At 54.0% G+C, this 18411-nt stretch carries 22 protein-coding genes and 1 tRNA gene; 11 read left to right on the top strand and 12 right to left on the bottom strand.

Annotation, left to right across the window (positions count from 1 at the left end):
- Positions 1-511: 511 nt before the first annotated feature.
- Positions 512-1222: a hypothetical protein gene (locus tag PLD04_13435; GenBank protein ID HXK69331.1), complete on the bottom strand. Its 711-nt coding sequence runs from the start codon at positions 1220-1222 to the stop codon at positions 512-514.
- A 202-nt stretch (positions 1223-1424) separates the two neighbouring features.
- On the opposite strand from PLD04_13435, the gene PLD04_13430 reads away from it, so the two are divergent.
- A complete protein-coding gene (locus PLD04_13430; protein ID HXK69330.1) occupies positions 1425-2243 on the top strand; it encodes a VTT domain-containing protein in 819 nt (272 codons plus the stop codon).
- Between the two features lie 156 nt (positions 2244-2399).
- Positions 2400-3095, top strand: a complete 696-nt coding sequence (locus PLD04_13425) for a VIT1/CCC1 transporter family protein (protein HXK69329.1) — start codon at positions 2400-2402, stop codon at positions 3093-3095.
- 338 nt (positions 3096-3433) lie between these two features.
- On the opposite strand, the gene PLD04_13420 is transcribed toward PLD04_13425, so the two are convergent.
- Both PLD04_13420 and PLD04_13415 read right to left on the bottom strand, forming a co-directional pair.
- The gene (locus PLD04_13420) at positions 3434-4042 is read right to left on the bottom strand and encodes a tyrosine-protein phosphatase (GenBank protein HXK69328.1); all 609 of its coding nucleotides are present in this window, start codon (positions 4040-4042) and stop codon (positions 3434-3436) included.
- Positions 4043-4052: 10 nt separating this feature from the next.
- On the bottom strand, positions 4053-4454 hold the full coding sequence (locus PLD04_13415; protein ID HXK69327.1) for a hypothetical protein: 402 nt from the start codon (positions 4452-4454) through the stop codon (positions 4053-4055).
- 81 nt (positions 4455-4535) lie between these two features.
- Here PLD04_13415 and PLD04_13410 point away from each other — a divergent pair, with 81 nt between their 5' ends.
- From PLD04_13410 to PLD04_13395, 4 genes are all read left to right on the top strand, one after another.
- The gene (locus PLD04_13410; GenBank protein ID HXK69326.1) at positions 4536-6977 is read left to right on the top strand and encodes a glycogen/starch/alpha-glucan phosphorylase; all 2442 of its coding nucleotides are present in this window, start codon (positions 4536-4538) and stop codon (positions 6975-6977) included.
- 134 nt (positions 6978-7111) lie between these two features.
- Positions 7112-7654, top strand: a complete 543-nt coding sequence (locus PLD04_13405; protein HXK69325.1) for a hypothetical protein — start codon at positions 7112-7114, stop codon at positions 7652-7654.
- A 2-nt stretch (positions 7655-7656) separates the two neighbouring features.
- Positions 7657-8190 carry a hypothetical protein gene (locus tag PLD04_13400; GenBank protein ID HXK69324.1) on the top strand — a complete coding sequence of 178 codons (534 nt, stop codon included), beginning with the start codon at positions 7657-7659 and terminating at the stop codon, positions 8188-8190.
- Between the two features lie 117 nt (positions 8191-8307).
- Positions 8308-9897, top strand: a complete 1590-nt coding sequence (locus PLD04_13395; protein ID HXK69323.1) for a hypothetical protein — start codon at positions 8308-8310, stop codon at positions 9895-9897.
- Between the two features lie 23 nt (positions 9898-9920).
- Here the strand turns inward: PLD04_13395 and PLD04_13390 are convergent, their stop codons facing one another.
- The 9 genes from PLD04_13390 to PLD04_13350 are packed head-to-tail and all read right to left on the bottom strand — an operon-like array spanning position 9921 to position 15728.
- On the bottom strand, positions 9921-10445 hold the full coding sequence (locus tag PLD04_13390; GenBank protein HXK69322.1) for a DUF4416 family protein: 525 nt from the start codon (positions 10443-10445) through the stop codon (positions 9921-9923).
- The gene (locus PLD04_13385) at positions 10418-11212 is read right to left on the bottom strand and encodes a hypothetical protein (protein HXK69321.1); all 795 of its coding nucleotides are present in this window, start codon (positions 11210-11212) and stop codon (positions 10418-10420) included. The genes PLD04_13390 and PLD04_13385 overlap by 28 nt, the downstream gene beginning before the upstream one ends.
- A complete protein-coding gene (locus tag PLD04_13380) occupies positions 11193-11897 on the bottom strand; it encodes a lysophospholipid acyltransferase family protein (protein ID HXK69320.1) in 705 nt (234 codons plus the stop codon). The genes PLD04_13385 and PLD04_13380 overlap by 20 nt, the downstream gene beginning before the upstream one ends.
- Positions 11894-12523 (bottom strand): Maf family protein, encoded by a 630-nt coding sequence (locus PLD04_13375; GenBank protein ID HXK69319.1) that lies wholly within the window; start codon positions 12521-12523, stop codon positions 11894-11896. Before PLD04_13375 ends, PLD04_13380 begins: the two co-directional genes overlap by 4 nt.
- A complete protein-coding gene (locus tag PLD04_13370; GenBank protein HXK69318.1) occupies positions 12487-12906 on the bottom strand; it encodes a hypothetical protein in 420 nt (139 codons plus the stop codon). The genes PLD04_13375 and PLD04_13370 overlap by 37 nt, the downstream gene beginning before the upstream one ends.
- A gap of 10 nt (positions 12907-12916) precedes the next feature.
- Entirely contained in the window at positions 12917-13249 is a 333-nt protein-coding gene (locus tag PLD04_13365) for a hypothetical protein (protein HXK69317.1), read from the bottom strand.
- Complete coding sequence (gene mce, locus PLD04_13360; protein ID HXK69316.1) at positions 13233-13634, bottom strand: methylmalonyl-CoA epimerase; 402 nt, start codon at positions 13632-13634, stop codon at positions 13233-13235. The genes PLD04_13365 and mce overlap by 17 nt, the downstream gene beginning before the upstream one ends.
- A complete protein-coding gene (gene meaB, locus PLD04_13355) occupies positions 13631-14575 on the bottom strand; it encodes a methylmalonyl Co-A mutase-associated GTPase MeaB (protein ID HXK69315.1) in 945 nt (314 codons plus the stop codon). The genes mce and meaB overlap by 4 nt, the downstream gene beginning before the upstream one ends.
- 4 nt (positions 14576-14579) lie before the next feature.
- Positions 14580-15728, bottom strand: a complete 1149-nt coding sequence (locus PLD04_13350; protein ID HXK69314.1) for an acyl-CoA dehydrogenase family protein — start codon at positions 15726-15728, stop codon at positions 14580-14582.
- Between the two features lie 155 nt (positions 15729-15883).
- Here PLD04_13350 and PLD04_13345 point away from each other — a divergent pair, with 155 nt between their 5' ends.
- The 5 genes from PLD04_13345 to PLD04_13325 all read left to right on the top strand — a co-directional run bounded on the left by PLD04_13345 (position 15884) and on the right by PLD04_13325 (position 18410).
- The gene (locus PLD04_13345; GenBank protein HXK69313.1) at positions 15884-16168 is read left to right on the top strand and encodes a hypothetical protein; all 285 of its coding nucleotides are present in this window, start codon (positions 15884-15886) and stop codon (positions 16166-16168) included.
- Between the two features lie 28 nt (positions 16169-16196).
- Entirely contained in the window at positions 16197-17030 is an 834-nt protein-coding gene (ispE, locus tag PLD04_13340) for a 4-(cytidine 5'-diphospho)-2-C-methyl-D-erythritol kinase (protein HXK69312.1), read from the top strand.
- A gap of 38 nt (positions 17031-17068) precedes the next feature.
- Complete coding sequence (spoVG, locus tag PLD04_13335) at positions 17069-17386, top strand: septation regulator SpoVG (GenBank protein HXK69311.1); 318 nt, start codon at positions 17069-17071, stop codon at positions 17384-17386.
- Position 17387: 1 nt separating this feature from the next.
- Positions 17388-17462: transfer RNA gene (locus PLD04_13330), tRNA-Gln, on the top strand.
- Between the two features lie 6 nt (positions 17463-17468).
- Positions 17469-18410: a ribose-phosphate pyrophosphokinase gene (locus PLD04_13325; protein ID HXK69310.1), complete on the top strand. Its 942-nt coding sequence runs from the start codon at positions 17469-17471 to the stop codon at positions 18408-18410.
- Position 18411 lies beyond the last annotated feature (1 nt).

Here is an 18411-nt window from a genome sequence, read left to right as displayed (position 1 = left end):
ACACCCTGAACAGATCTTCACGATGTTGAAAGTAGAGGGTTAATGCAAAACTGATCAATCGGTTCTTGATGTGAGAAGAACTCAAACACCCCTGCTCAAGCCTCCAATGATATAATTGTGCCCGGTGTTTGGCTGAGGAAAAAGTTGCGAAACGTGTTGCTTAGCCTCCACCAAGTTACATTAACAACACTATTTGAAGTGATCAAGAAGTGAACATAAAAAGCGGCAAACTACTGCTTCAAGCAGCTTGTTCTATCGAGAATACTCCTATAATTAAATCAGTTGTCTTTTTGTTCCCAGAACCGTCATTTTCTCCCTCATCAGTATATTCCCCTTCAAAGAGAGTCCTTTTTCAATACTGGTCTTATTATCCGCCGCTCAAGTTGGGATTTTATCCTTGCGGATCATAGCCCTCAATTTGACTCACAACTACCATAGTCGGTTGAAATATAAAGATCCAGAGTTATTGAATTTTCACTGCTAGGCAGCTCTCAATCCGGGTGCATATCCTTCAAGGGCAGTTGGTTGAATAATTCATTATTCTGGCACCCAAATATGACGTCCCGGCTGGCCCCTCTCCCAGATCGTTAAGACCCGTTACTAAATACCAATAAAATGGTTCACTCTGGTCAGAGGGATTTTCAGACAAACCTTCCAGCCACAGCTCCGATCCTTCGTATCGCAAACAAGAATCCACCTCAGTCGTCAATAATTTCGGAAGATCATCTCGGACACCGCGATAGATTCGATAACTGGAAGCGGCTCCCGCTGGAGCCCAAACAAGTGTATCAGAGGTTCCTATAGACCAGAGCAGTGCATCATTTTGTATAAATCCCGGGGAACATTCCGCAGGCAAACTCCCGCAAGACGATCCCCATAAATCACAGTTATCTGTAATATTTTCAACGTACATTTCAATTTCCGATAGAGATACTGACGACAAGGTCCCTCCACAATTATTCTTCTCTGTCACACGTAATGAATAGGTCCCAATTCCGGAATATAGCGAAGTAACATCATAGGGATTTGTGTCCGGGTCACCATAGTCTTTAAGTACCTCAAAAATATATCCCGGATTGCGCAGTTCGATCCGAACACAGTTTTGAATGTCCGTCGTTCCGGTTATTGAATAGGATATCTGAGCAAATGTACTTTCAGCTAACGTATTGGGCGGTGAGAAATTATTAGTCTGTGATGAATTCTTAAGTAGTGTAGTGCCCATTTAATTTGTCCACTTTTCTGCCTCGGAATAGGTTGACACGTCCGTTAAATAATCCATGAGACTTTTGGTGTCGTCGTCCTTTGAGAATCACCAATCTGGTGCAGATTCGGCTTGCCCCCGGATCTCGTTGTTATAATAAGCCCGTGAAATTCAAAGGGAAGCAGATTAGAAAAATCATCCTTTCGCGCGTTAAGTACTGTCGATGATCCAGCAGCGGAAACCCGCGGAAAGAGAAAATACACAGTTCCTCAAGCGTTCCTCCAAGCGGACACTCTTTCTCTATGGAGGAATGGGGATTCTTTTCATCGCCGTGCTGATTATTCTGGGAAAAGATCTGGGGCATCACATTCGGGTCATCGATGCCTGGATCACAAGTCTGGGCCCCTGGGCCACACTTGGCTTCATCGGAGTCTTTGTGGCTGCGACCTCTGTCTTCATACCCGAGACCGTGTTGTCAATTATGGCAGGCGCACTGTTTGGTATGACGGAGGGCCTTCTTGTGGTCGTAATGGCAGGACTGGCAGCTGCCACGGTTCAATTCTTTCTCTCCCGACGGATCTTTCGTAAACGGATCGACAACATGCTCGCAGCTCGACCCAGCCTCGCGGCCATCCGTTGTGCCGTCATGCAAAACGAACTCCGCCTACAAACCCTGATCCGTTTGACGCCATTGAATCCCGCCACGCTCAACTATCTGCTTGGGGCGACCGGCGTCCGATTCCCTGGCTTTCTGCTCGCCAGCCTTGCCTTTTTGCCCCACCAGGCGGTGGAGGTCTATTTCGGATATGCCGGGAAGGATGTCGCCACCATTGCGGTCCGCAGAGGGTCGGTCGCTTACCTGCACGACGCAGTGGTTTTCGGCGGCCTGATCCTCTCCATCGCGGCTCTGGCTCTTATCGTACATACGGCACGCAAAGCGATGGACAGGGCGATCACCGAGTCAGCAGATTCGGGAACTTCCGACGAAAGCCCATCGTCCGGCAGCAAGACGACAGACTTCACCTGCACCCATGAGGATTGAAACCGGTATCGTGCCCTCGCTACCGTTCGCATGCAGAAGACGTTATTTCGGCACTAAACTAGAGATGATGCGTTCAGAAGCGGGAATCAAAATTCCCTATCTTGATCCGGACACCGCGCCACGTCGAGCGACGTAAACCTGCGGCAGGAGGTAGACATGAAAACGGCAGAACATCGTGAGCAGCATTTTACGGCGTCCGAAACTGTGCGCGACATTGTCATCGGGATGTCTGACGGGTTGACCGTGCCTTTCGCACTCGCCGCAGGTCTTTCCGGGGCAGTGGGTTCGACATCCCTGGTGGTCACCGCCGGAATGGCAGAGATCGCTGCAGGCTCCATTGCCATGGGACTTGGAGGCTACCTGGCCGCACGGACAGATGCCGAACACTTCCGCTCTGAACGCGACCGGGAAATGCGAGAAGTGGAAGAGGTACCCGAGGTGGAAGCCGAGGAGGTGGCCGAGATTCTCGGTTCCTACGGCCTGGCACCGGACCAGAGCGCCAGGGTAGTCGCCGGACTGCGGGCTGACCCTCAACGCTGGGTGGATTTCATGATGCGTTTTGAGCTGGGTCTCGAGGAACCGGATCCAGGCCGGGCACGCTCCAGTGCTCTGACCATCGCCATATCCTATATCGTGGGCGGCCTGATTCCACTCAGCCCCTACCTGGTCTTCACAAGTATGAGCCATGCACTCACGCTATCCATTGTGGTAACCCTGGCAGCCCTGATGGTCTTCGGTTATATTAAGGGACGATTCACCATAGCACGGCCCTTTCGAAGTGCTTGGCAGACCGTCATCGTCGGCGCCCTTGCTGCCGGTGCGGCGTTTCTCATCGCCCGGGCCATCTCCTGATCATCGCTTGCTTTAGCCGAGGGCTGTGCATCTCAACTAGCCGAATGGATGCCCTCCGTCACGGGTTTGATTGTGACGGAAGGGTATAGTCCACGGTTTTTTTCTTTTCTACTAACTACCGTCTACTGACTACTATCTATCCATGAGGCCCGAGAGGTCATCGTAGACTCTCGGCTCGCCGAATGGATACTCGAAAGATCGCCAGATCTTGAGGGTACTGTGTTTTTGTTTTTCTACTATCTACTATCTATCCATGTGACCTGAGATGTCTATGAAATATCTCAGTTGGCCGAATGGATGCCCGGAAGATCGCAGATCTGGAGGGTACTATCTACCGTCTACCGTCTTCCCCCCCGATCCCCCATCCCCAGCTTCTCTTTGATCTTTTGCACATCGAGGCGGCGGATCCAATGGGGCAGGTTCTTCCACACTGAGTGGTATCCATATCCCCCCTCGATCATTTCCCGGATCGCTTCTTCCTTCGTCCACCCCTGGATCACCACGCGGTAGGCGGCCACCATAGTACCCGTTCTGTCCGCCCCATGCTGGCAGTGAACTAAAACAGGCGCTTTTTTCGGATCCATAACGATTTCCAGGAACCGGATGATTTCTTCCTCCTCCGGGTGCCAGGCCTTCATGGTCAGGTGTTCATACCCAAGATTCATATTGCCGATCTCGTCCCGGTCGGAGTGGTAGGATCGAAGGTTCACGACGGTGCGAATCCCCATGGCGTAAAGGCCGGCCATTCCCTCGGCCGTGGGCTGGGCACTGCGGTAAAGGGTATCGGAAACTTGATGAAAATTGGGCACTCCTTCCATTTCGAGCGGTACAGCCCAGGTCTCAGGCCTTTCCGGAGTTTTCTGTCCGGCGAGGCAGAAAACTGCCATCAGCAAAATCACCCCCATGAAATACCTGGTAAATGTGCGGGCACCCGGAGTCGCGGTCATCGAAGCATTCTTAATTCAGGCCCAGCTCCAGCGGCACGGTGGGGCCTTTCCTCACTTCGACAAACCCCGCAATACAGCACTGGTCGGGGATATAGACCGTAAGATAAAAGGCGCCCTCCTGGACACGGGAAAAGGTGAAGACTCCCTTATCATTGGTTCGGGCAAGGTAGTAGATCTCACTGTTGAGATAGGATCCAAGTGTGACGCAGACATTGACAGCGGGTTCTCCTGCAGGACCGGTGACCGTTCCGCTTACCTTGTCCGTAGCCACTTCGGCGAATTGAAGGGTACACCCTTTCTGGCAGGTACAGCCGCGCGCCGCCAGGGTGGAGGGGTCGATATCGGTTGTACCGCAGGAGAGTAAACAGAAACATCCAAGCATGGCCGTGAGAAACAGGGTTGCTTTTGTCATGGGTGTCATCATACCTCCTTGGAGAACCCGGGTGGTGGTAAGATAGGGTTTGCACTGAATGATGGAAGGGGTACTATTATCATGATCTGGGATTATAACGAAGAAGATCTTCGATCGCATCTCAAGCATCACCTCTGGCACTCCCTCGCCAAGGATCACTTCTCGGCCACAAAGCGGGACCGATATATCACGACTGCCCTGACCGCGAGGGATTACGTCACGAAAAAATGGATCGAGACGCAACAGCGCTACTACGACCGAGACACCAAGCGGGTCTACTACCTCTCCCTGGAGTTCCTGCTCGGCCGCCTTTTGATGAACACCATCCTCAACCTTGGCATGGAGGATGCCTTCTCCGAGGCCGCCGATGTACTGGAAACCAACCTGGAGAGCGTCGTAACGACGGAGTGGGATGCCGGGCTTGGGCACGGAGGCCTGGGAAGGCTGGCCGCCTGTTTCCTCGACTCGATGGCCACCCTTGGAATTCCGGGATACGGCTACGGAATCCGTTACGAATACGGCATCTTTTTCCAGCGGATCCGGGACGGCTACCAGGTGGAGACACCGGACAACTGGCTTCGGTACGGAATCCCCTGGGAATTTCCACGCCCCAGCGTGCTCTACATGGTCCGCTACCACGGGCGGGTTAACGCGGTGACCGGCGGGGATGGACGGAAGCGCATGGAACTGGTGGACACCGATAACGTCATGGCCATGGCCTACGATTACCCGGTACCCGGGTACCGGAACGGCGTCGTCAACACGCTCAGGCTGTGGTCTGCAAAGTCCACCCGTGAATTCGATCTCGACTACTTTAACAGCGGAGATTACGTCCGGGCCATGGCCGAAAAGGACCGGTCGGAAAGCATCTCCAAGGTGCTCTACCCCAACGACACCAGCCTGGCCGGGAAGGAACTGCGCCTGAAACAGCAATACTTCTTCTCCTCTGCCACCCTGCAGGATATTATCCGGCGATTTCTGAAGGGGAGCCAGGACTTCAGCCGCCTCCCGGACAAGGTGGCGATTCAGCTCAACGACACCCACCCCAGTATCGCCATACCCGAATTGATGCGCATCCTGGTGGACGACCACGGAATCGACTGGGACGACGCCTGGAATATCACGACAAGAACCTTCTCCTATACCAACCACACGATACTTCCCGAGGCCCTGGAGACGTGGCCGGAGGAGATTATCGGATCGCTCCTTCCCCGCCACTACCAGATCATCCAGGAGATCGACCGACGATTCCTCATTCAGGTGGCCTACCGCTTTCCAGAGGAATCGAAAAAGACCGACTCCATGGCGATTGTCACGCGCCAGCCCCAGGGAACCATTCACATGGCACGCCTGGCCATCGTCGGCTCCCGAAAGGTCAACGGCGTCTCCGCCCTTCACTCGGACATTTTGAAAAAAACCGTGTTTCACGATTTTTCCGAAATGTGGCCGGACAAGTTTACGAACGTGACCAACGGGGTCACGCCCCGGCGCTGGATTCTGGAGGCTAACCCTTCCCTGTCCCGTCTCCTCTGTGACAGGCTGGGAGACAGCTGGGTCGACCATGCAGAAAAGCTCCGGGATCTTGAACCCCTGGCCGATGACCCGGATTTCCGCAACCGTTTCATGGAAGCGAAGACCCGGAACAAAGAACGTCTTGTCCAATGCATGGATGAAAAGTTAAAGGTACGCGCAAATCCCTCCCTCTTCCTGGACTGCCAGGTCAAGCGGTTCCACGAGTACAAACGCCAGCTGCTCAACATTCTCCATGTTCTGACCCTCTACAACCGGATCGTCGATGGAACGGAAGGAGAGAATTTCCTCCCCCGCACTGTTCTCTTTTCCGGGAAGACGGCACCCGGGTACGCGATCTGCAAACTGATCATCAAGTTAATCCATTCCGTCGCCGCAGTGATTGATGCTCACCCCCGGATGAAAGATAAGCTGAAAGTCTGCTTCGTTCCCAATTACAGTGTCTCCGCCGCCCAGATCATTATTCCCGCGGCGGAACTGTCGGAACAGATCTCCACCGCAGGATTCGAAGCTTCCGGCACGGGGAATATGAAATTCACGATGAACGGTTCCCTGACGATCGGAACCCTGGACGGCGCCAACGTCGAGATCCGCGAACAGGTGGGAGAAGAGAATTTCTTTCTCTTCGGCATGAAGGCGGATGAAACCTTTGCCCTGCGGGGTCACTACGACCCAGCCGGCATTTCAGCCCGGACTCCGGAACTGCAGAAGATCCTTGACCAGCTTACGGGCGGATACTATTCCCCCGGGGACCGGGATCTCTTTAAACCCATCACCCAGACCCTTCTGAACCCGAACGACCGGTTCTTTGTCCTGGCGGATTATGAAGACTATGTACGCTGCCAGGCATCGGTCGCGGAGGCTTACAGGGACCGGGACCGATGGGCGAAGATGGCCATCCTGAACGTGGCCCGATCGGGCATCTTTTCCTCCGACCGATCGATCCAGGAGTACGCGAAAAATATCTGGGAGGTTAATCCCATCCTGCCCTGAACCAGGTTACTTTTTCTGACAGGAACGCCCTAACTTTCCCAGATTTTTTCTATTCCGCACTTCCTCCAACCAGATGGGGAACCTTTTCCAGTCGTTTCCGTTATCCCGGATGAAACGACCTGAGGAGGTTAACAATGTCCAAGAAAATCATGATGACCCTGCTGGTTACATTCCTTGCCGCGGCCTTCCTGGTTGCCGGGGATGGGAAGGTGAAGTGGCTCAATGTTGACGTCAATGAACACGTGGAGGGAACCAAGGTAAAAGTTCACGTGCCGATGTCCCTGATCCTCACGGCCCTGACCAGCGTCAAGACCGAAGAGTTTGACCGTGGAATGGTCAAGATGCACCTGGACGATACCGACATAGACCTGGCGGCCCTCCTGAAGGAGATCAAGGCTTCCCCAGACGGAGAGTATGTGAAGGTGGAAGACAAAGAAGCGAATGTCCTGATCTCCAAAAAGGGCGGAACGATCTACATTGACGTGAAAGAAACGAGTGGAGAAAAGCCTGAGACGGTGAAAGTGACCCTCCCCACCGAGCTCCTGGATGTCATTCAGGTCACAGAAACCAACGAACTGGATGTCAAGGCCATGCTGAGCGCTCTGGAGAAGGTGGGAACCGGGGAAATCGTGACGGTCAACTCCAGCGAGGCAGACGTTCGCGTCTGGATTGAATAACCATGCGGAAACGCGGGGTTTCTACGCTGCCGGTCATCGCCCTTTCCCTCTTTGCCGGTGCGGTGATGACAACAACCATGTTGGACTGGGGGTGGGTGAGTATTCAGACGGTGGATGATGGAAATCTGATCAAGATGGCCTTCCCCGTTCCCTTCACCCTGGTTCGAGGAGCCCTCCTCTTCACCCCCGACATAGACATCGACGCCGAGCTGCCCGCGGAAGTCCAGGCCCAGAAGGAAGTCGCCATCAAGACCCTGGAAGCCCTGGCGGAATGCCCCGACTGCACCCTGGTTTCCGTGGAGAGCCCCGACGCAAAGGTCCTGATTCAGAAGGAGGGGAACCGGCTGATCTGGAACGTGGACGCGGAGGATGCCCTTGTCCGGGGTTCCATGCCGATCACCCCCCTGGTAAAAACCCTTAAGCGTTGGGACTGGAAGAAGATGGACGGCGTGACAGCAGGACGGCTCCTCGGAGCGATGCACGGTACTTCCGTCCAGGTGGATGCCGATGACACAAAGGTACGGGTGAGATTGTAATCGTCGGGACCAGACGAACTCAAATATACCGGCCCCCGAAAGGGGGCCATTTTTCTGGAACGACCTGAATTAAAGGCTGGATTGACTGGTATAATGATTTCGGCAAAGGGGGCAAACATGGAACGCTGGGCTCTTTTCTTTCTTGTCACGATAATATCCTTTTCTCTCTTTCCCCAGTCCATCCCCCCACCTCCCTTGCCGGGTACCGGGGGCCCATGTGAATTGTCGCCTTCCAGAGCAGCCACTCTGCTTTTTCCCTATTTTGAGGTTGATCCTTACGGAGCGGAGCCCTATCATTTCAGGAATACCCTGATTTCCATCACAAACACCGGCCCGGAATCCACTGTCGCCCACACCACGATCTGGAACGTAGATGGAGTTCCAGTTTACGCATTCAACCTCTACCTGACCGGATATGACGTAGCGACTCTCTCCATGAAAGACATTCTTGAGTACGGAATAATCTTTGCCAACGGCTGTACATTTGATGGTGAGGAGATCGTGGATGGGTGGATCGACTGTGACGGAGATGGGCAATATTTCAACCAGGATCCTGATGACAATGCTTACTGGGCAGGCCATCCGTACCAGGAGGAGTATCGCTACCTGCTTCAGGGTGCATGCAATGGGAACTGTGATACTGCATGCCGGATGACGATCCCTGAGGAGGATCTTACTCGAATTCAATATATGCTTTCCGAGTGTTCTTACGATTTTCCTACCCGAAACTACGTCGGATATATGACAGTCGACCAGGCCACGACCTGTGTTGGCGGCTATCCGGGCGGCATGTATTCCACCCTCCCTCTCCCCACGGGGATGCTGGCATATTACAAACCTCTGATCGACATATCCCAATCCGCAACTTTTGATCCGTCTCAAGCCCTTACCCCCATCGGATATTCCAACACCCTCATGGGGGACTATTTTCTCATCCACCCGAATAGTTACGAATCCTACGGGATGACAGCAGTCCACATTGAAGCCTTGGGAATGGGATCGGAAAATGGAGGATCGGCGATCCCGGAAATTGTTCAGGGATACTATGGCATTCTTAAGGATGATTCGGACTGGGAGCAGGTTCCCCTTGCATCGTTTTACGGGAAGTACACGGTCTGGGGTGGAATGACATGTCGCGATCGGCGGGAACCTCTCCCTCTGCAATGGGGAATGAGATTCCTGAACAGTAATGAACTGGAAGCCGATACATGGATCCTCTTCTGGAGATCCCATAACTGGATTGGAGGCCCATGGACGTTTGATGACACTCAATACCCGGAATGTCACAGCACGATGTTTGATTACCTGGGCACTCTTGAATTTAAGTTACCAGATCCATCGGTCGAATTTTGGGATGAAGAGGCCAATTCAGTAACAAGCAGTATTGTCCTCTCTCAAAGCGGAAATCGAACCCCGCCTGTGCCCGTCGGGCATGAAGTACCGGTCATGACAGGACGATACTTACTGGTTAATCTTTTGAATTCACCCTTTGAAGAAGGGTGGGCGAGCTTTGACTTTGCGACAGACGCCTCAGAACTTCTTCTGGCTCCCTATTCAACCTACAGTTCGTTCGATCAATCCTGGGTGGAAATTTTAATCTCGGCGCAGGGGAATGCTTCTGTCGGACAATCGGGGATCGTATTAACAAACAACTGTACACTCAGACCTGGAGGTAATGGAAAGATCCTCATTCATCCAAATGACTGACCCTCTGAAGCCACTGCTTAAGTTCAACGATTTTTTCTCTGTTCCTTAAACGACCGGCGGATGTGAAGGAGAACCCTGTCGTACGTGCCGGTCCGGAAATCGGGGAAGGTCCACCCGAACCGGATAAACGATCCCTTGGCATAGTACAGGGTCATGTCGGCGTACACACCTCGATCCAGGAAAATCTTCCACCCTCCCGGTTTAAAGGAAGCCAGGACCACCTTGGTGGCATCCAGAAATCCGGGATCGAGGTTGATGAGGCGATTTCCTTCCTGCCGCCATTCATTCTCCAATTCAGAACATTTCCATTTCATATCCACCAGATCTGCCGGCGACCGAAGGCCGTGCAGAGAGAGAAAGACGCGGCGAAGGCCCGCCCCCATTTCCTCTTCATAGTAATCCGTATGTTCAAAGGGAAACTCCGGAGAACGATAATCAGTCTCCCCGACCGCCCTTTGAATTCCGGCTTCAACCTCCTCTATCAAGGCTTCCTTTCCCAGCAGGATCGCGATGAAGAACTTTACCGGTTCCGGAAGGGACGCTTCCATGGGTGGGTCTCCTGGTAGAGGTCAAAGGCACGGGCTGCGATATCCTTCGGGAGCCCGAAGTGGGCCATAACGGCCTCCAGCTCATCCCTTCGGATGCGATGCTGGTTCTTTCCATCGGGCGCGGTCCTGCGGTAAAAGCCGTTTCGCATGTAATGGATGTCCTGATCCTGTCTCATTGTGATAATGAGGTCCTTCATGGCGGAAAAGGAATGCTTCCAGGCTGACAGAAAGCGCTCACGGGATGCCCCGGTCCGGTGAAGCCTCATCTTCCACTTTCCGTTGATGGAGACATTAAAATCTCCCTCTACAGGGTCGATCGTGTACCGTTTTCCGGCGGCCAGAGTCTCCGTTGGAACGGAGTCATTCACAGGAAGGGGTTCTGGAAGGAGATAGCCCGGATCCAGCAGCCAGCCCACCCCCTCTTCGCCGGGGATATAGAGAGCCGCATGGATATCGGGCCCTGCCGCCATTGTTCCGGTCATGGCAAGAGAAGGAATGTCGAGATCGGTGAGAATGTCGGAGGCGGTTTCCGTCAGGCTGAAGCAGGTCCCGCCCAGTCCAAGGCGGAGGTACTCCTCCACAACCTGGTCCGGAAAACGGAAAACCGGATTTTCCATCCCCGATTCAACCCATGAGATAAACTTGGACAGGTTTTCATAGGGAACGGAAGCCAACGTCCGGGCAAGGCCCGGGGCCTCCGCCCCTTCCCGGGGTCGCGGGGCACCCAGAATTCGGGTAAACAGTGCTTCACGAAGCGCGCGATTCATCCTGATAGTCCTTGAGGATGACCTCTCGGGCCTGATCTCGAAGCCGGTCGCGATCGTCGTAGGTCATTCCTTCAGTGGAAAGGGGGGCATGGATCCGAACCAGCAGCGTACGATCTGATCTCGGGAGAAATGTTCCCTTCGGGAGTGCGTGAAACGTTCCGTGAAGCGTGATGGGGATCACGGGGATTCCCAGCTCGATGGCGAGGACAAAGGGACCCTTTTTGAACGGAAGAAGGTCGCCCGTTCTCGTTCGCGTCCCCTCCGCGGCAAGGTAGAAATCGACACCCGACTCAATGTAGCCCCTGATTTCTTTCAGGGCCTCAAGAGCCTCTTCTCTGCTGTACCGCTGAATGGGAATGAATCCCGCTCTCCGGATGACCCAGCCGATAAAGGGAACACTCAGCAGTTCCTTCTTAGCCACCATCCGGAATGTTCGGGGAACTGCGGCAAGGAGAAGGGGGATATCCAGACTGCTTGCATGGTTGGATACGAGAATGGCGGGAGGACTGTTCTCAAGATGTTCGATGCCCTCAATATCCCAGTGGATGCCTCCCCAATTCAGGAGCCTTCGTGCCCAGGTTCGAAGCCTTAGTGTCTGTGTGTCAAACCGGGAGGTCAGGATGATGTGAGTCCCGCCCAGGGAGACGCAGAGAAATCCAAGAAAGGAGTGCCAGACTCGAATCATGCTCCTTGTTCGGGAGGTCTGCGGAAATAGGCTTCCTGAAGTCCCGCCTCCTTGATTAAGCTATAGAGAACGTGGACGGGAAGTCCGATCACGTTGGAAGCACTCCCATGTACTTCCCGGATAAAGAGGCTGGCAAAACCCTGAATCCCATAGGCGCCCGCCTTGTCCATCGGTTCCCGGGTACTGACATACCAGGAGATTTCAGTTTCAGACATGGGGCTGAAAAAAACATCCGTAACTGCATACGATTCATAGAAATGGTCCGAGGTGCGCAGGGCCAGACCGGTGACAACACGATGCCACTGGCCGGAAAGGCGTCGGAGCATGTCGATGGCCTCGTCCTGTGTGGACGGTTTTCCAAGAATGGAATTTCCCAGGGTTACGACGGTATCAGCTCCCAGGCCAATTGTTCCCAACGGAACGGTATCCAGACTGCTCACCTTATCCTTTGCCAGCCTGAGAACGTGCTCAATCGGTGATTCACCGAGGAAAGGGGACTCATCGACGTGTGCAGGGCAAACCATCACTTCAAATCCGAGATTCCTCAGAATATCTCTCCGCCGTGGGCTTGCAGATGCCAGAAATACCTTCATCGCAAAATCAGGATCAGCGTGTTTTCCATCCATCTCTCCTTGGAAAAATCATAGTAGGGCTCAAACAGGGAAAGACCCCCATCCGCAACTCCTTTCATTTCGAATTCACGAAGATGAGTCAGTGCGGGAGAATCGGGCTTCACCCTCGTTAGAATTTCCTTCAGGTCATGAACGATCGGACGGAAATGGACCGGGAAAGCAGAAGAATACCACTCTTCCACCTTTGCGCGGCTCCAGGATATCGTGTAGGCCGCAACTTTCCGGGGTGATGATCCATCTTCCGGATGGAGTCCTGAAAAAATGGTTTCGATCCTGGACGAAAGATCCTCCTGAAAGACCGCTTCGGGGGGAAGGGGGAAGGGCACGAGATGGTCCAGTGGGTCCGAGAACTCCGCCGCACCGGTCCAACCGGACATGAGTAGCAGGCTAATGAGTAAAGCCGGACTCAGGACGCTGACTTTCAAGGTAGGCCTCAATCGACATCCCCACAAGTTCTTGAAACTGGGTAGCATAGGATTTCACGGCGCCGATATCTTCATCGGCAAAAATTTTTTCAATTCGATGCATCGGGAAAAAGGTCGAAACCAGTCCGATGGTTATTTCTTCCCCCCTCGCTACCTGCCGAGCCCAGTCCTCAAAGGAGTTGATGTTGATGGCGCGGAGAATAACTCCCATGGTGGACAGGCTTTCCACAACTCCCCACACCTGTTCCTTGGGTGAGTGGAGACTGACAATAACGAGACTAGTTTCCCGAAGCATGGCTCTCCTGAATCTCCGTAAGAACCCCGGAGTTATCAGCCGGATGGACAAAATTTGTCATTCGGCCACCGGCTCCGGCCACCGGTTCATCATAGATCAGTCTCTTTCCTATGCTTCGCAGGCTCTCCATGGCACTGCGGACTGAATCTACGCGAATGCAGATATGGTGAAGGCCTTCCCCCCGTTTCACGAGAAACCTGGCGATCGGAGATTCGTCGTTCAGAGGCTGCAGAAGCTCGACATGGGTATTCCCCATCTGGATAAAGACCACATGGACACCCTGGGAGACAACATCCTCTTCTCCTTCCACCACGAATCCGAGCGCCTCATAGGTTGCAAGCGCCTGCTTTGCATCCCGGACGGCCACACCGATGTGATCAATCATAGAACCTCCTTCAGCAGGGTATCCACGAGACTATGAGGATCCTGTTCCCTCTGGCAGATCTTTTCTACGGCTCCGTCCCAGCGTGATTCTGACGCGAGACGTTCCCGGTATCGCTGGGTAAATCGGGAAGCAAGGCTCCTGGTCAGCCTGAATTCCGCCTGGGCCCTGCACCTTTCTTCCCCGGCTGAGGTTTGAGATAAAAAGTCGGCATGGGTGGAAATGGCGGATAGAACTTCTTCCATCCCTTCATCCCGCGAGGCTACAGTCTGGAGAATTGGGGGTATCCATGGCCTCTCTCCTCCCATTTCCAGCATTCCCTGGATTTCGAGAACGGTTCGATTCACACCTTCACGATCCGCCTTGTTGACGACAAAGATATCGCCGATTTCCATCATTCCGGCCTTGAGGGCCTGGATATCGTCCCCGAGACCGGGAACCAGTACAACGATAACGGTATCGACAGCCCGTATTACATCGACTTCATCCTGGCCGATCCCGATCGTCTCCACCAGGATCACGTCGAAGCTGGCTGCACTCATTGCATCCACGACATCGAGGCTGGTTTGTGCCAGCCCCCCGGTCGAACCGCGTGTGGCCATACTGCGAATAAAGATGCCGGGATCGGTGTAAAGCCGCTGCATGCGAATCCGATCTCCCAGCAGGGCACCACCGCTGAAGGGGCTGGTCGGATCCACAGCGACAATCCCCACCCTCTTTCCGCGTTTCCTGAGAGAACGGGCAAAGCAATCGACAATCGTGCTTTTCCCGGCTCCCGGAGGACCGGTGATCCCTACGACCTGGCTCTTTCCTCCCAGGGGATAGAGTTCACGCAGATAGGCATACCCATCGGGGGTTCCATTTTCGATCGCGGTGATGACACGACCGAGGGAGCGGATATCTCCTTCGAGCATTCGGGCAACAAACGGAGAGTACGCAACCACGGAATCAGCCGAGCTCCTTTTGCAGCTGGCGGGCAATGACCATTCTCTGGATTTCCGCCGTACCTTCCCCGATCGTGCAGAGCTTGACATCCCGGAAGTATTTTTCCACGGGGTAGTCCTTGATAAACCCGTAGCCTCCAAAGATCTGTACAGCCTTTTCTGTCACCCAGACCCCCACATCTCCGGCGTAAAGCTTGGCCATCGAAGATTCAAGGGTCGTGCGCTTCCCCTCATCTTTCAGACAGGCGGCCTGCATGGTCAGAAGATGAGCCGCCTCAATCTGTGTCGCCATATCCGCAATGGGGAAATGAACGGCCTGGAATTCAAAAATTGGCTGATTAAACTGTTTTCTTTCCTGGGAGTATTTTAATGCGTGCTCGAAGGATCCGCGGGCCAGCCCAACGGCCAGAGAAGCGATGGAAATTCTTCCCCCGTCCAGGACAGCCATGGCGGACTGGAAGCCCTTGTTTTCATTTCCCAGAAGGCGGTCCGCCGGAATTCTGCAGTCCTCAAAGTGGAGCTGGCTCGTATCGGAGGACCGCATACCCAGCTTGTCCTCCTTCTTCCCTCTTATGACGCCGGGCTCATCCAGATCCACGATAAAGGCGGATATCCCGTGGTGGTGATCCTCCGGGCGGGTCACAGCCAGGACAACGGCAATCTTGCCAACACTGGCATGGGTTATGAAATTTTTACTCCCATTCAGGATCCAGGAATCCCCGTCCCTCACGGCAACGGTTCTCATCCCGGCGCTGTCCGAACCGGATCCGGGTTCCGTGAGAGCCCAGGCTCCGATGTGCTTTCCGGATACCAGGTCCGGAAGATATTGGTTCTTCTGCTCATCGGTGCCGAACAGGTAGATATGATTTGTACAGAGAGAGTTGTGGGCCGCAATCGTAAGCGCCACGGATGGATCCACACGGGCAAGCTCTTCCAGGATGAGCACGTATTCAACGTATCCCAGCCCCGCACCTCCGAAGGACTCAGGAAAGAGAATTCCAAAAAGACCCAGCTCCGCCATAGTTGGAATGACTTCATGGTGAAAAACGCCGGGATTGTCCCACTCCATGATTTTCGGACGGATCTCCTTTTCGGCCATATCCCGGACAGCATCCCGGATCGCTCTCTGTTCCTCGGTCAGGTTAAAATCCACGCTTCCCTCCTTTGCAGATGTGCGGTATGGCCATTATATCACCCGGATAAGGGGGGTCAATGGACCCGGCCCCTGCTGAAATTTGCCAACAGATGCGCCTCGGGTTAGACTATCCACGGCAGGGTAGATCAGGCTCCCGGCCGTAAGGAGAAACCATGGATCCAAAACTTGTCTACATGCTTGCTTTTACATTTGTCCTCCTGGTCATCCTCGTCGTGAGCTTCAGTTCCCGGGCGAGAGTTTTCAGCCAGTACCTCAAGATGATGACCGGCATTCGCCTTAAGCCTTCCGAAATCCGGGAAGTCTTCCGATTGAGGGGAAAACCGGGTGTACGGGAACTCTTCCTTGACCTTATCATCCGGGAAGATCTCAAGGATTCCCCCCCCATCACCCCTGACACACCGGCATCCAGGCCTGCCACAGAACTGATCGATCGTTGATCAACACTATCCGTACATTCTGAAACCCATGAAACCGGTGTCCGTACAGGCACGGGCCAAGATCAACCTCTTTCTTCAGGTAAGAGGTCTTCGACCGGACGGGTATCATGAAATTTACTCCCTCTTCCAGGAAATCTCCCTTGCGGACACCCTGGTATTCCATGAACAGGAGTGGCCGGTCCTGCGGGTTTTTTGCCCGGGTGTAGACGAAGAGGATAACCTGGTCTTCAAGGCGGCCCGGTTGATTCAGCCTTATGCCGCCCACAGAAAGGGAATACGGATTGATATCGAAAAGAAAATTCCCATGGGCGGGGGGCTTGGCGGTGGATCCAGCGACGCCGCTGCGGCCCTGCGGCAACTGAATCAGATATGGTCCTGTGGTCTCGATGAAACTTCTCTCATGGACCTTGGATCCCGACTGGGTTCGGATGTACCCTTTTTTCTCAAGGGAGGTTCGGCCCTGGCCCGCGGGAGAGGCGAGAGCCTTACCTATCTGGATCATCCGCCTCTTCAGGGTCCATTCGTGATCTTCACCCCTCCCCTTGCCCTTTCCACCCCTGCGGTCTATCGCGCCCTTGGACTCCATCCCGGGACCATGGAACCGGAAGACCCGGCTCTCCATAATTTTTTGGAAGGAAATGACATCTTTCCTCTGCGCAACGATCTCTATCGGGCCGCCCTCCGTGTAGCCCCGGAATTGAAGGAGTTTTACGCCGTCCTTGAAGAAGACCGTCCGGACATGCTCCTGATGACGGGAAGCGGGAGTTCCTTCTGGGCCGTCTATCCCCCGTCCTCCCTCGAAAAATGCACGCAGAAATTGACAAAACGGGGACAAATCTCTATAGTAGAGCCCGTCCATTAAACCGCTTCCCCCCGGACGGGGATTCTCAGGAGGAGTTTATGGAAATCACCCAGGTGCGTGTGTACCCCGTTGAGGATACCAAGCTCAAGGGGTTTGCATCCATTGTGTTTGACAACTGTTTCCTGGTAAGTGATATCAAAATCATCCAGGGCAAGGATGGATTTTTTGTATCCATGCCCTCCAAGCGAAAGCGGAACGGACAGTATAAAGACATTGCGCACCCGATCAACCGTGATATGCGGACGGAAATTGAAAATCTCATTTTTTCGGAGTATGAGAAGGTCACGGGAGAACTCATCGAGGCGCGGGCAATGACACAAGAGGTGGATGACGCCTCCTTACTAATTGAGGATTAACTGGGGCGTCGCCAAGCGGTAAGGCACGGGCCTTTGGAGCCCGCATCCGGAGGTTCGAATCCTCCCGCCCCAGCCAGGAGCTATGCAGGGACCGTTAAAGATATTTTCAGGACGTGCACATCCATCCCTCATGAAGGAGATCTGTGCCTATCTGGGGATCGATCCCGGCCGGATGGAGCTGCGGGACTTCTCTGACGGGGAAACCTACTGTCAGATCCAGGAGAACGTCCGGGGAGCGGATGTTTTTGTTATCCAGCCCACAAGTGAGCCCACGAACAAGAACATCATGGAACTCCTGATCATGCTTGATGCATTCAAGCGCAGTTCCGCTCAGAGGACGACGGCCGTGATCCCCTACTTCGGGTATGCCCGCCAGGATCGGAAAGATCGGCCCCGGGTGCCGATTACGAGCAAACTGATTGCGGACCTCCTGCACACGGCGGGATCGGAGCGGGTTCTCACGATGGATCTCCACGCACCCCAGATCCAGGGCTTTTTTGACGTACCCGTCGACCATCTCTTTGCTTCCCCTGTTCTTCTGGATGCGTTCCGGCAACGAAATTTTCAGAATCTCACCGTTGTCTCACCCGATGCGGGAGGCGTGGAGCGGGCTCGTTATTTCGCCTCACGACTCCAGGCCCAGCTGGCTATCATTGACAAACGCCGTACCGGTCCAAACCAGTCGGAAGTCATGCACATCATCGGTGACGTCCAGGATCGGACCGCTCTGATCGTGGATGACATCATTGACACAGCCGGAACGCTGATTAAAACGGTGGAAACTTTGATGGAGAAGGGAGCGGCGGAGGTGTTTGCCGGATGCACACATCCTGTTCTATCAGGTCCGGCCATTGAACGAATCAATGCCTCCTCCATTTCCGAGATCTTCACAACGAATACCATGCCCACGGAAGAGAAAATTTCCGGATGCAGTAAACTCAAGGTACTATCGATCGCCCCGCTGCTGGGCGAAGCCATACGACGGATTCATGAAGATGATTCCGTCAGTTCACTTTTCGTGTAAA

The sequence above is a fragment of the Thermoanaerobaculia bacterium genome, assembly GCA_035593605.1.
Lineage (GTDB): Bacteria > Acidobacteriota > Thermoanaerobaculia > UBA2201 > DAOSWS01 > DAOSWS01.
This window is presented reverse-complemented; position numbering and strand designations above follow the sequence as displayed.